The organism is Neobacillus sp. S1115 (genome assembly GCF_055385565.1).
This window is the reverse complement of the sequence record NZ_AP038275.1, coordinates 1,815,277-1,827,976: the sequence shown is the minus strand read 5'-3', so window position 1 is coordinate 1,827,976 and position 12,700 is coordinate 1,815,277. Positions and strand designations below refer to the sequence as shown.

The following is a 12,700-nucleotide window of genomic DNA, read 5'->3' as shown; positions in this document are numbered from 1 at the left end:
AGTTATCCAAACATGTAATGATTATTTATCTATCAAGGTTATATAATAATGGTACAAATGGTAGAATAGCATTTTCTTTAAATTCATTCAAATATTTGTGTTTACGTTCACAAAAACGTCAAAAACATTAAAAACCGTCCAAACGGACGGCTTTTGTTTTTTAATCTTAATTATTTAATTCTCGCTCACTGCTTGGGGAAAATCGCTCGGTTCATCGACCGGTATGACAGCGGACACTAAAGCCTCTTCGACCGCTAAAGAGTATTTTGCCTTATCCTTGTCACCCCATCCAAATTTATCAGACATATAATTTATTACTTGTTTTTTATATTTCCGAACTGTTTGTATATCAAATAATATTGCACCTGTGCGGCGATTTAAGAAGTCGATTGGGGTAGCAATCATTTCATGCTCAATTGCATAAATTAGTTTTGCAAATAAATCCAAAGGCAGTTTGTATTTTACAGCGTCATCCTTATTCTTTCTTATTAGGTTAAAGACTGTGTCAATATTTGAACCGTACATTCTCGCTAATTTTTCAGCTTCTTTGCTGGACAGCCCTAGCTCTGTCCCGTTCTGAACTTGTTTTGAAACATAGGAATTAAAATTGGCGGAACCTCCTACATTCCCTCCTGATATCGGCATGTTTCTTGTTTGGCATGAAGGAAGCGTTCTCCCTTCTTCTGTTTGAAATTTATCAACTAGCAAATCAACAACTGTATCCGCCATTTTCCGATACCCCGTTAATTTGCCGCCGGCAATCGTAATCAAACCAGACTTAGACTCCCAGATTTCATCCTTTCGGGAAATTTCAGAAGGATCCTTTCCTTCCTCATAGATAAGCGGCCGTACACCAGCCCAGCTGGATTCAATATCCTGTTCCGTAATCTTTACGTCTGGAAACATATAATTAATTGCATTAATGATATAGGTCCGGTCTGATTTTGTCATTTGTGGATGTACTGCATCTTCCTTATAAAAAGTATCGGTCGTACCAAAATAAGCCTTCCCATCTCTCGGAATTGCGAAAACCATTCGGCCGTCTGGTGTATCAAAATATATTGCTTGCTTTAATGGGAACCGGGATTGATCGATAACTAGATGAACCCCTTTTGAAAGCTGAAGTGTTTTTCCTTTTTTTGATTTGTCCATTTCACGGATATGATCAACCCAAGGACCGGCAGCATTAACAATTTTTTTTGCCCTGATTTCGTATTTGTCACCAGTTATCTGATCCTCAACAATTACTCCGACAACTTTTCCATTTTCATAAATAAGCTTGGTTACCTTTGTATAGTTGCAGGCAATTGCTCCATTTTCAACTGCGGCCTTCATCACTTCAATGGTCAGTCTAGCATCATCAGTACGATATTCAACATAATAGCCCCCACCTTTTAAACCATCCTTTTTCACCAGCGGCTCCTTAGCGAGCGTTTGTTCAGCTGATAACATGCTGCGGCGTTCGGATTTTTTCACCCCTGCCAAAAAATCATATACCCGAAGTCCAATCGAAGTGCTGAACGGGCCGAAGGTACCGCCCGTATGCATGGGCAAGAGCATCCATTCAGGCGTCGTAACATGAGGTCCATTTTCATACACAATGGCCCTTTCCTTTCCAACTTCAGCCACCATCTTCACTTCAAATTGTTTTAAATAACGCAGCCCGCCATGGACTAGCTTCGTTGATCTGCTGGAGGTTCCTGCCGCAAAATCCTGCATTTCAACCAAGGCGGTACTCATCCCTCTAGTTGCCGCGTCTAATGCGATTCCGGCACCTGTAATGCCTCCGCCAATTACTAAAATGTCAAATCGTTCACTTTTTAGTTTAGTTGCAATTTCAATACGATTTAAATTTGAAAATTTCATCGTCATTTCCTCCAATGTAATTGCTATATTATATGCAAACTTTTTAAAGGGGAAATAAAAAGAGACCACAAAAGCCATTATCTATTTTTAGATAATGTTTTGTGGTCTCTCCAATTTCTCCAGACAATTTATTAACTTGATAATATCATACCATAATTTTCTTCAAATGGTTATTAATTATTTAAAAACCATCGCTGCTTTTACTGCCTTTTTCCAGCCTGCATACAATCCAGTCCGGATTTCTTCTGACATGGTTGGATTGAATTGATGATCAATAGCCCATTGTTTTGAAATTTCCTCCTGGCTTTTCCAGAAACCAACCGCAAGACCTGCTAAATAGGCTGCTCCAAGTGCGGTCGTTTCATTAATGACTGGTCTTTCGACCGGCACATTGAGGATATCGCTTTGGAAATTCATTAAGAGGTTATTCTTTACAGCACCGCCGTCAACGCGCAAGGTTTTCAGTTCAATACCTGAATCGGCTTCCATCGCAGATAACACATCTTTAGTTTGGTAAGCCAGTGATTCAAGTGTCGCCCTAATAAAATGTTCCTTTGTTGTACCGCGTGTCAAGCCAAATACGGCCCCACGCACTTCACTATCCCAGTATGGTGTTCCTAATCCAACAAACGCCGGTACAATATATACACCTTCAGTCGATTCCACCTTTTCGGCATAAACCTCGCTATCCTTTGCATCCTTGAACATCCTTAACCCATCGCGAAGCCATTGGATCGCCGACCCAGCAACAAAGATACTGCCTTCGAGCGCATATTCAACCTTGCCATTCAATCCCCAAGCGATCGTTGTCAGCAGACCATGGTCTGAACGGACAGCCTTTTCCCCAGTATTCATTAACATAAAACAGCCTGTGCCATACGTATTTTTGGCCATCCCTTTCTCAAAGCATGCCTGGCCAAACAAGGCTGCCTGCTGATCGCCTGCGACACCGGCAATCGGTATTTCCTTGCCAAAAAAGTGATAATCAATTGTGTTGGCATAAACCTCAGATGATGGGCGAACCTCGGGCAACATGGACTTTGGAACACTTAAAATTTCCAATAGTTCATCATCCCATTTTAGCTCATAGATGTTAAACAGCAGCGTACGCGAAGCATTGGAATAATCCGTCACATGGGCCCGCCTGCCGGACAATTTCCAAATCAGCCAAGTGTCAATTGTCCCGAATAGCAATTTCCCTGCTTCCGCTTTTTCCCGTGCTCCTTCAACATTGTCTAAAATCCATTTTACTTTCGTTCCTGAAAAATAGGCATCAATCAGCAAACCTGTTTTAATACGGAAGGTTTCCTGATACCCTTTTTCTTTTAACTCTTCACAAATTTCGCTCGTTTGTCTTGACTGCCAGACGATAGCATTATAAACAGGAACTCCTGTCTCTTTATCCCAGACAACAGTTGTTTCCCGCTGATTGGTAATACCGATTCCGGCAACCTGTTCGGGTTTAACTCCTGATTCCGAGAGGACAGCAGCTATAACAGCAAGAATAGAACCCCATATTTCATTGGGATTGTGCTCTACCCAGCCTGGCTTTGGAAAATGCTGAGAAAACTCCTTCTGGGCAGAATAGACTATTTCGCCACTTTGATTAAAAAGAATTGCACGGGAACTTGTAGTTCCTTGATCTAGCGATAAAATATACTTTTCCATACTTACACCTCTCATTCAAAAAAGGAGAACCACAAACTAGCCGCATTAAACGACCAACTGTGTTTCTCCTTATCTCCGTCACAAAATATTAACTTGTTAAATTGAGTATATAAAGTTAGGAAAACGGTGTCAACCTATTTTTTCAAATAGGTTCCAGAGTTCTCTTTTTGAGGTTGTTATTGCAGTGGCGCCTGCATTTAGGGCATTTTCGATCTCATCTGCTGTACGAATTAGGCCGCCTGCAAAAATCGGGATATTAACGCGTTCTTTCACTTCTTTAATCATCCACGGCATTGCCCCTGGAAGAACTTCAATATAATCCGGCTGGGTTTTTTCGATTAGCTTATAGCTTTTTTCAAGGGCGTGGCTGTCAATTAAAAAAATTCTCTGCACCGCGATGACTCCCTTTTGCTTTGCTTTCTGTATCACACCAGCCTTTGTGGAAATAAGTCCGTACGGCTTAAACTCCTGGCAAATATATTCCGTTGCATATTCATCATTTTTAATGCCATGAATTAAGTCAACATGGTAGATCATTTTTTTCCCAGATTGCTTGGCCATTTGATTAATATTTTTCAGCTGGGCAATATGCATATCTAAAAAAACCCCAATTTGGTACGGACTTTGTAAAAACCGCTCAAATTCCTTCATGTTTCCAGAAGCCGGCAAGATTTTTTGTTTCATCGTATTTAAGTTCACCTACTAGTTTTAAATGTCTGCTTTTTTTGTTCTTTTCGTATTTCCTTCAGTTGTAATTTTAATGCTTGTGCTTCCTGTTGAACATAGTTCTTATCCTCAATAGAAGCTTCATCTCCGCCATAGCGTACCCTTTCATAAATTTGAATGGTTTCATTTGACAAATGAAGTCCAGTCCTCTGCCGCCACTCTTTAAGCGTCTCGTTTGCCGCTCGTCCTAAACGCAGACGCTGCGCAAATTTCTCCAGCCGAAAAATTTCCTTTCGAATAAAATCATCCGGCGGCACTGCCTTTCTTTTAAAACTGGAGGTGAATACTCCGCCAGGCTCACCTTCCGAAATAATCACGGAATGATGAAAATGACTGCCTGCTTCCTTCAGTCTTGATTTCTTTCGAAGCAAATATATGACAAACCCAACTACAGTGCAGAGAGCAAGAAAATACAAAACATTTTCCGTTACTTCGAAGGATCTTGGCTGATAGTCAAATCCCTCGTTTGTACCTTCCCCAACCTTTGTGGTAGGTTTATAGTCGCTGCTGCCAAATAAGGATAGCGCAAATTCGATAAAGCGTATCACAGGGACTGCAAGGCCTGAAAATAGAAAAACAATACCTTGCAAAATACTCGAGAAAATCAGCTGAATATATTTTAATAAGAACATAAAGGCAATTCCAATCACTGTCACACTCGCCATTATTCTAAAAAAATAAAAGGCAAATTTCGCTTTGTCATTGGTAACTGCAGACCACTTCCTACAGAAACCGTCCGTTATGATGACGACAATAAAAAGGATAATTTGAAAAATAATCGCATTTTGATATGGATAGGAAATCATTGCGGAATACACAAGGGCGATAATCCCAAGAGTAAATGAAAAAAATAACAATATGATTTTTGAAAGCCCTGAACTTTCATCATAAATGGAAATTCCTCGCCAAAAAACAAACAAACCTATTACCAATGCGAAAGAAAGAGACAGCCCCCCAAGATGACCGATGATGACGATGGCCGGCAAGATAATGACTAAAAAAAGCCATTTCCCCTTACTTGCAAACCTTTCTAGCAATATGAAAAATAAAATAATGCTGATAAAGCCTAAAGAAGAAAACAGCAAAATAGGCGGAAACCTTTTTTGACCGATAAAAAATAAAAACAGAAATAAATTAGCAATGACTATTTCTAATATAAAATGTGAGGATGCGGCTGCAATTCGATACATCATAGCTGCAGCCTTCTTTCTTTTTGAATTTCCAACTCACCAAAAAGGCAATCTTCGGCTGCTATCGTTAATTCCATTAATCTTACACCTTTTTGCGCTTCATTTAATAGCAGCCTATTTGTTTCCTCAGTCCTGACTCCGAGATGAATAAAAAAGGGCTGTCTTGCGAAATAGCGCTGATAGAATGAAACAACCTGATGATAGGGCAAGGTTGTATTAAGTGAACTGATGGAGGAAAGAGTTTCCAGAACCTTTTGTAAATGCTCTTTTCCCTCCCCTTTGGGCAAATAAAGAAAAGGCGTGCTCCCTGCTGTTCGAACGTTGATACATAAAGAAAAGGGGAGTTGCTGTTGATAGGCATAATACGCAAATTCTGCAATTGCACTTATGTATGTTTCAAGATCGCCGGTAATGGAATGCCCATTAGAAATATTCAGGCCGATTACGCAGCCCTTTTCAGAAATTTTTTCATAAAGTTTCGTTTGTAAAATCTGCTTTCTAGCACTTGCTTTCCAATGAATTCGGTTAAAGCTGTCGGTTGAAACATAGTCCCTAGTTCCTAACGGTCCGAGGCGCTCCTCAAAAACAGAAAAGGGAACGGCATTATGTCCTTGGCGGATTGTCTTTTGTTCCGTTAAACCTTTTACCGGTACGGTGGATGGATAAACAACAGCCTGTTGTTTTAACAGAAATCTGGACTCTAACACCATTTCCCCAAACCCAATTAAACTTGGGAGACGGTATTCGATTTTGCGAATCCGAGCAATGCCTCTTTTGATTGCCCTAAATGGAATCTCCACCTGTTTTGTTTGATTCGTAAAAATGGAAAAAGGGACATTAACCTCGTACAAAGAAACCCCATCTTCTTGTTCATTTCCTTTGGGAGCTATATAGGAATCAAAGGAGACTCTTAATTCCCCTTTAATGATTGGATACCCATGGTTTTTGAACACTATGTTCCAGTTACCCTCCTCACCAATAAAAAAGCGATTCCATTCATTTCTATCTTCTAAAACAAGGCCGTTCCCTACTTTCTTCAAATAATAACGATTAAACATGATTATTGCCAGAAAAAAGCCGGCTAAAAAAAGAGTCCATTTTGATTGGATATAGAGTCCAATTATAATCATAACAATGGCCAAACCGACAAGGCCAGGAATTACCTGGTCCTCTATTGAATATTTGTTCCAGTTCATCCGTTTGCCCCCGCTTCTACTGGAACAGGAACCGAATCGATAATTTCCAAAATGATCTCCTCTTGGGATTTGGTTAGCGACCCTTCGATTGATAGGATGATTCGATGTCCGATTACAAATGGAGCAACTGACTTTATATCAGCAGGCGTTACATAGGTGCGCCCGTTTAAAAAAGCTTTCCCTTGAGAAGCTTTCATAAGTGCCAATGTTCCCCGCGGGCTGACCCCGAGTTCAATACTGCTGTGCTCCCTCGTTCTTCTGACAATAGATAGCAGGTAATCTTCAATATCGTTTGTCATGTAAACCTTTTTTACTTCCTTCTTTAACTCCTCGAGATCAGAAAGTAAAAAAACAGGACTGACTGGATTCTGCCCTGGATTTACCTGGCCGTTATGCATAATCTGTTTTTCTTCTTCAAATGTAGGATAACCCACCTTTATTTTCATAAAAAAACGGTCCATTTGCGCAACAGGCAGCGGGAAAGTCCCTTGCTGGGATTCTACCGGGTTTTGCGTTGCGATGACCATAAACGGCTCATTAATCGGAACAGTAATACCGTCAATCGTGACCTGTCTCTCTTCCATAACCTCTAATAAACTGGATTGTGTTCTCGGAGTTGCTCGATTAATCTCATCTGCCAAGACAAGGTTAGCCATTATTGGCCCCGGGCGAAGCTCAAATTCCTGAACCTTTGGATTAAAAAATTGGATTCCCGTGACATCACTCGGAAGAACATCGGGGGTAAACTGGATTCTTGAAAAGTGTCCGCCAATTGCTGCTGCAAAACTTTTCGCAAGCATGGTCTTCCCCGTCCCTGGCACACTTTCAAGTAAAATATGTCCATTAAACAATAAAGAAATTGCCATCAACTCTACTTCCAAGTCTTTTCCGACAATTACTTTACTAATCTCCTGCTTTAATGATTGGATATTTTCTATTAAGGCCATTCCCTCAGCTCCCTGGAAGTTTCTTCTATATATGTAGTCCTTTTATTTTATCAAATTTTTCCACTTTTCCAAACATACTGGTAAAAAAAGAACCCTATTATAAAATGGGTTCGTTCCTTTAACTTCTCGGCTCTTTTAAATATTGGTAGAGAACATCTCCATTCCGCTGAGCAATGCCGCGGAAGTGTTTAAAATCTTTTCTTTTTACCAGCACCTGACGGAAATCCATAAATTCCCCAACGTTAACGTAATATTCGGAAAGCTCTCCGTTCATAAGACGATTTAAGATATCGTTAACTGTTTCTTCCCTCATTTTTCAGCACCTCTTTCCACTTCCTTATTTTAACGTAAAAACCTAATTTAAAGCTAATTTCATCCCTAAATATGAAAACGTTACCATTATCTAATTATATTTCCAGAATTTTTTTACAAAAACATATAAGAAATTAACCAAATTGTAACATTAACACCTTTACGAATTTGGAAAAATAGTGCAAACTGTTATTTAAATAGTTTTTAAGTTTGCTAGATAAAGGAGAGAGGAAATTTGAAAAAAGCAGAGGTAGGAAATATCATCGAATTTCGCGGCGGACTACAAGGGATTGTTGAAAAGGTGAATGAAAATTCTGTAATAGTTGACTTAACATATATGGATAATTATCGTGATTTAGAATTAGATCAGCGGACAGTTGTTAATCATAAAAATTATAAGGTTGTTAAAGAAACCGCTTACTAATTATTTGAAAAGGCAGAATGCACACTGCCTTTTCTTCTTTTTTAACCGGAAAACCGTTTATTTTCCTTGGTCCATTTCCTTTGAAAGCTCTTTAAACGATTTAACTTTGCCATGAGGATTTTGATCCTGCTTTCTGACCGTCCATTCACGTTCCTTTTGACTTTGTGATTTACTCATTCTCTTCACTCCTTTCTCGATTATATTTTTTTCATTTAAAGATATTCTTATCAACCTAATTGGTTAAAATGTATATTGAAATCTTTTCCTTTACATATTGAGTTATGATCTTCGAAGGAGCCTATTATGGAATTAAAACGAACCCTGGATTTACGTCTAATTACCGGATTGATTATCGCCCATGCCCTACTCTTTTTTTCTTTTCATGATAAGGCGATATTTTGGTACATTTTTTCCGGTTCCATCCTAATACTAATCGCCTTTTCCACGTTTCAGGGAGACGTGGAAGATGAGGCCTCTTTTATCAAGTATTTATTTTTAGGCGTCATTTCCGGTTTGCTATTATATTTGCTTTTTTGGATTGGCTATCAGCTGTTCGAGATGGCCAATTCAGGCTTTAAAAAAGATGTAAGACGTTTGTACCGATGGTTTGCCCCTTCGTTATTCTGGCACTATTTAGCCTTAATTTTAGTGGCAGCACCTGGCGAAGAAATGTTCTGGAGAGGGTTTGTCCAAAAAAGACTGTTAAAATACCTCAAACCGTACGTCGCCATTATTGCTAGCTCTATATTATATGGGTCAGTCCATATTTATTCAGGGTCCTTTTTACTAATGTTCGCTGCCTTCGTATCCGGTCTTGTCTGGGGATTTTTATACTTTTGGAAAAAAAGCATGCCCCTCGTTATTGTTTCTCATATCATTTTTGACATGATGATGTTCATTTTTCTGCCACTAACATAAAAGCAGCTGACCTGAGCAGCTGCTTTTCAATTTCTTTCTGGGGGTGTAAATGGCTTCATCCACAGGAGAATAAAAAAACTCATGCAAATATAGCCGAACAACGGATATAGGTAGGACAAAAGTGTTCCATAATTCACCAAGCTAATTAAGTAAGATACTGTAAAAATAGCCGTTACAGAAACTAGCGTCGGTACAGGCATATATTGCTTTAACTGCCGGTCGAGACCAAAAACATTCCCAATAACTGAAGTAAAAATCTCTCCATAAATGATAAGAACAAAAATCCAATAGAAAAACGGGGCTAAATTTCTCATAATAACGGCCATCGGAATTTCATATAATTCCAGGTTTGGGAGCATGATTAATGTAAAGTGGCTGGCAATTAATATTACCGTCAAAGCCACACCACCAAGAATCCCCCCCCATTTGATTGTCCAATCGTCCTTCACTTCTGATGCAATCGGCACTAGTACCGCTTGAGCAAGTCCAAGATTCAAGGCAGCATACGAAAATGGTGCAATAACACTTTTCCACCCATCAGAAGCATGAGGAATATACAAAAACTGCTCTAAAAAGTTTGGCATTTGCAAAGACAATAGCATTAAAATCAGACTAAACCCAATCATTAAGGGAACTACAAAGGTATTGACAGCAAAAAGCCCCTTAGTACCTACAAGCATCACCAAATAGGATAAAAAAATGGTGATAAACACCCCCGCATTTTTTGGCAATCCAAGCTGTTCTTCAAAAACAGCTCCTGCTCCTGCCAGCATAACGGCACTTACCCCAAGCAGCATAAATAGCATAAAAAAATTGATGATGCCTCCAGCCCATTTTCCAAATAAATAATCATTAAATTCCTGGTACGATTTTGCATTAATTTGCGCAGCGATCCGCATCAGTTTTGAACCAATCACAACGAAAAGATATCCGCTCATTAATATACTTATAAAGCCAAAGAAACCAAACCGTGAGAAAAATTCCACGATTTCTTTTCCTGTAGCGAATCCTGCTCCAACAACAGTCCCCACATAGACTGCCGCTATTTGAAAAGCTTGATTCCAGCTTTTTTTCACATCATCTCCCCCTTATCACAAATATATGACCAAAGGGACAAACAATGACGAGCTTTTTCTCGTAAGCTTATTTTCCTATCATGGAAAAAATTTCACCAAGCGAAAGACTTGAAAGTCAAAAAAGGTCAGAGTATACTATGGTCATAAGGTCAAATATAGTCAAAGTCAAATTGATAAAAGCTAATAACAAGGAGGTTGTTTACATGCTTTGTCAAAAATGTAATCAAAATCAAGCAAATGTACAATTAAACATGAATGTTAATGGGCAGCGTCATGATTTGAAACTTTGCCATGAATGTTATACAAAGGAGAAAAATGCATTAGGTGCAGGCTTTGGAATGAATAAGAACCCATTCAACGGTTTTCCATTTGAAGAGCTTTTTGCTAGCAAAAACTTCTCCCAAGGCCACATTCCAAATGGTCAATTTAGTCCGGCAGTTGAGAATAAAAACGGCCGCGGCGGCTTTATCGATCAATTTGGCCGTAACCTCACACAAATGGCTAAAGCCGGCTTGATTGACCCGGTTATTGGCCGTGATCACGAGATTAAACGAGTCATTGAGGTATTAAACAGAAGAAATAAAAACAATCCTGTGTTAATTGGTGAACCTGGTGTTGGTAAAACGGCAATAGCGGAAGGTCTTGCCTTAAAGATTGCCGATGGCGATGTACCAGGCAAACTGCAAAATAAAGAAGTTTATTTATTGGATGTAGCTTCTTTAGTTGCCAATACCGGGATCCGCGGTCAATTTGAAGAGCGGATGAAGCAGTTAATCGCTGAATTGCAGGAGCGGAAAAACATCATTTTATTCATTGATGAAATCCATCTGCTTGTTGGTGCAGGCTCTGCTGAAGGCTCTATGGATGCCGGCAATATTTTAAAGCCGACCCTTGCCCGCGGTGAACTTCAGGTTATTGGTGCTACGACATTAAAAGAATACCGCCAAATTGAAAAGGATTCAGCCTTAGAACGCCGCTTCCAGCCTATTCAGGTTCAAGAGCCTGATACAGATGCAGCCATTGCCATCCTTAAAGGGATTCAGAAAAAATATGAGGACTTTCATGAGGTCAATTATTCAGACGAAGCCGTCCACGCTTGTGTGACCTTATCGCAGCGCTATATTCAAGACCGCTTCCTGCCTGATAAGGCGATAGATTTATTAGATGAATCAGGTTCAAAACTAAATCTAACTACAGATTATCGGAATAATGAACAAATCGAGGCCCGTCTTAAGGAAATTGCCGCTAAAAAGGAAACAGCATTAAAAAAAGAAAACTATGAACTGGCAGCAAAGCTTCGTGATGAAGAAACACAACTTGAAAAGGCATTAAATAGTGCCTCAAAAACGGAGCGACCAGTTGTTTCAGTTTCTGATATCCAAAAAATTATTGAAGAAAAAACTGGGATTCCGGTCGGTAAACTTCAAGAAGACGAGCAGCTTAAAATGAAATCACTGGAAGAGAATTTGAATAAAAAGGTTATTGGCCAGGAACAAGCCGTTCAGAAGGTCGCAAAAGCTGTCCGCCGCAGCCGTGCCGGTTTAAAAGCAAAAAATCGTCCGATCGGGTCCTTCTTATTTGTCGGTCCAACAGGTGCTGGTAAAACGGAATTATCTAAGACTCTTGCAGAAGAATTATTTGGCACGAAGGATTCGATGATTCGACTTGATATGAGCGAATACATGGAAAAACACAGCGTATCAAAATTAATTGGTTCTCCTCCAGGTTATGTCGGCCATGAGGAGGCTGGTCAATTAACCGAAAAAGTCCGCCGTAATCCATATAGCATTATTCTCTTGGATGAGATAGAAAAGGCCCATCCTGACGTCATGCATATGTTCCTGCAAATACTTGAGGACGGACGTCTTACTGACAGCCAAGGAAGAGTGGTAAGCTTTAAGGACACCGTCATTATCATGACAAGTAATGCCGGCGTTGGGCACAAAAACATTCACGTTGGCTTTGGAACATCCAATGCTGTGGAAGAAGCTAGCATCCTTGACTCTCTTGGCAGCTTCTTCAAGCCGGAATTTTTAAACCGCTTTGACAGCATCATTGAATTTAAACCACTGGATAAAAAGCATATCTTATCTATTGTCGACCTAATGGCTTCTGAGTTGCAAGAAACATTAAAAGAACAGAACATTGAACTAACCATTTCAGTAGAAGCGAAAGGAAAATTAGCAGAACTTGGCTACCATCCTTCATTTGGTGCTCGTCCATTAAGACGCGCCATTCAGGAACAGCTCGAGGATAAAATTACTGATTTTATTTTAGACCAGCCAGATGCTAAACATCTTTCTGCTATTTTAGAAGATGGCGAAATCAAAGTTGTCACTGAAAAAAAATAAAAAGCGAAGCCCTGCGGCTTCGCTTT

The 12,700-nt window shown here is 39.7% G+C and carries 12 protein-coding genes; 3 read left to right on the top strand and 9 right to left on the bottom strand.

Features of this window, described 5'->3' with window-relative positions; genetic code table 11:
- Window positions 1–174 precede the first annotated feature (174 nt).
- The 7 genes from ACZ5B7_RS08960 to ACZ5B7_RS08930 all read right to left on the bottom strand — a co-directional run bounded on the left by ACZ5B7_RS08960 (window position 175) and on the right by ACZ5B7_RS08930 (window position 7,906).
- A complete protein-coding gene (locus tag ACZ5B7_RS08960) occupies window positions 175–1,866 on the bottom strand; it encodes a glycerol-3-phosphate dehydrogenase/oxidase (RefSeq protein WP_464493493.1) in 1,692 nt (563 codons plus the stop codon).
- Between the two features lie 177 nt (window positions 1,867–2,043).
- A complete protein-coding gene (gene glpK, locus ACZ5B7_RS08955; RefSeq protein ID WP_464493492.1) occupies window positions 2,044–3,534 on the bottom strand; it encodes a glycerol kinase GlpK in 1,491 nt (496 codons plus the stop codon).
- A 129-nt stretch (window positions 3,535–3,663) separates the two neighbouring features.
- Window positions 3,664–4,218, bottom strand: coding sequence for a glycerol-3-phosphate responsive antiterminator (locus tag ACZ5B7_RS08950; RefSeq protein WP_464493491.1), 555 nt, complete (start codon window positions 4,216–4,218; stop codon window positions 3,664–3,666).
- 11 nt (window positions 4,219–4,229) lie between these two features.
- On the bottom strand, window positions 4,230–5,453 hold the full coding sequence (locus tag ACZ5B7_RS08945) for a DUF4129 domain-containing protein (RefSeq protein ID WP_464493490.1): 1,224 nt from the start codon (window positions 5,451–5,453) through the stop codon (window positions 4,230–4,232).
- The gene (locus tag ACZ5B7_RS08940; protein ID WP_464493489.1) at window positions 5,450–6,646 is read right to left on the bottom strand and encodes a DUF58 domain-containing protein; all 1,197 of its coding nucleotides are present in this window, start codon (window positions 6,644–6,646) and stop codon (window positions 5,450–5,452) included. Before ACZ5B7_RS08940 ends, ACZ5B7_RS08945 begins: the two co-directional genes overlap by 4 nt.
- Complete coding sequence (locus ACZ5B7_RS08935) at window positions 6,643–7,593, bottom strand: AAA family ATPase (protein ID WP_464493488.1); 951 nt, start codon at window positions 7,591–7,593, stop codon at window positions 6,643–6,645. Before ACZ5B7_RS08935 ends, ACZ5B7_RS08940 begins: the two co-directional genes overlap by 4 nt.
- A 118-nt stretch (window positions 7,594–7,711) precedes the next feature.
- Window positions 7,712–7,906 (bottom strand): hypothetical protein, encoded by a 195-nt coding sequence (locus tag ACZ5B7_RS08930; RefSeq protein WP_213140920.1) that lies wholly within the window; start codon window positions 7,904–7,906, stop codon window positions 7,712–7,714.
- A gap of 234 nt (window positions 7,907–8,140) precedes the next feature.
- Here ACZ5B7_RS08930 and ACZ5B7_RS08925 point away from each other — a divergent pair, with 234 nt between their 5' ends.
- Window positions 8,141–8,329: a YkvS family protein gene (locus ACZ5B7_RS08925; RefSeq protein ID WP_423801568.1), complete on the top strand. Its 189-nt coding sequence runs from the start codon at window positions 8,141–8,143 to the stop codon at window positions 8,327–8,329.
- Between the two features lie 57 nt (window positions 8,330–8,386).
- On the opposite strand, the gene ACZ5B7_RS08920 is transcribed toward ACZ5B7_RS08925, so the two are convergent.
- Complete coding sequence (locus ACZ5B7_RS08920) at window positions 8,387–8,506, bottom strand: DUF6254 family protein (RefSeq protein ID WP_464493487.1); 120 nt, start codon at window positions 8,504–8,506, stop codon at window positions 8,387–8,389.
- 126 nt (window positions 8,507–8,632) lie between these two features.
- Between ACZ5B7_RS08920 and ACZ5B7_RS08915 the strand changes: the two genes are divergently transcribed.
- Window positions 8,633–9,247: a lysostaphin resistance A-like protein gene (locus ACZ5B7_RS08915; RefSeq protein ID WP_464493486.1), complete on the top strand. Its 615-nt coding sequence runs from the start codon at window positions 8,633–8,635 to the stop codon at window positions 9,245–9,247.
- Window positions 9,248–9,273: 26 nt separating this feature from the next.
- Here ACZ5B7_RS08915 and ACZ5B7_RS08910 read toward each other — a convergent pair whose 3' ends face one another.
- Window positions 9,274–10,323 (bottom strand): YkvI family membrane protein, encoded by a 1,050-nt coding sequence (locus ACZ5B7_RS08910; protein ID WP_423801566.1) that lies wholly within the window; start codon window positions 10,321–10,323, stop codon window positions 9,274–9,276.
- Window positions 10,324–10,526: 203 nt separating this feature from the next.
- Between ACZ5B7_RS08910 and ACZ5B7_RS08905 the strand changes: the two genes are divergently transcribed.
- Window positions 10,527–12,674, top strand: a complete 2,148-nt coding sequence (locus ACZ5B7_RS08905) for an ATP-dependent Clp protease ATP-binding subunit (protein WP_464493485.1) — start codon at window positions 10,527–10,529, stop codon at window positions 12,672–12,674.
- Window positions 12,675–12,700 lie beyond the last annotated feature (26 nt).

Bases quoted from the DNA above. Each gene is read 5' to 3' on its own strand.
- ACZ5B7_RS08940 (WP_464493489.1), bottom strand. From the start codon at position 6,646: ATGAACTGGAACAAATATTCAATAGAGGACCAGGTAATTCCTGGCCTT.
- ACZ5B7_RS08935 (WP_464493488.1), bottom strand. From the start codon at position 7,593: ATGGCCTTAATAGAAAATATCCAATCATTAAAGCAGGAGATTAGTAAA.
- ACZ5B7_RS08960 (WP_464493493.1), bottom strand. From the start codon at position 1,866: ATGAAATTTTCAAATTTAAATCGTATTGAAATTGCAACTAAACTAAAA.
- ACZ5B7_RS08915 (WP_464493486.1), top strand. From the start codon at position 8,633: ATGGAATTAAAACGAACCCTGGATTTACGTCTAATTACCGGATTGATT.
- ACZ5B7_RS08930 (WP_213140920.1), bottom strand. From the start codon at position 7,906: ATGAGGGAAGAAACAGTTAACGATATCTTAAATCGTCTTATGAACGGA.
- ACZ5B7_RS08945 (WP_464493490.1), bottom strand. From the start codon at position 5,453: ATGATGTATCGAATTGCAGCCGCATCCTCACATTTTATATTAGAAATA.
- ACZ5B7_RS08950 (WP_464493491.1), bottom strand. From the start codon at position 4,218: ATGAAACAAAAAATCTTGCCGGCTTCTGGAAACATGAAGGAATTTGAG.
- ACZ5B7_RS08905 (WP_464493485.1), top strand. From the start codon at position 10,527: ATGCTTTGTCAAAAATGTAATCAAAATCAAGCAAATGTACAATTAAAC.
- ACZ5B7_RS08920 (WP_464493487.1), bottom strand. From the start codon at position 8,506: ATGAGTAAATCACAAAGTCAAAAGGAACGTGAATGGACGGTCAGAAAG.
- glpK (WP_464493492.1), bottom strand. From the start codon at position 3,534: ATGGAAAAGTATATTTTATCGCTAGATCAAGGAACTACAAGTTCCCGT.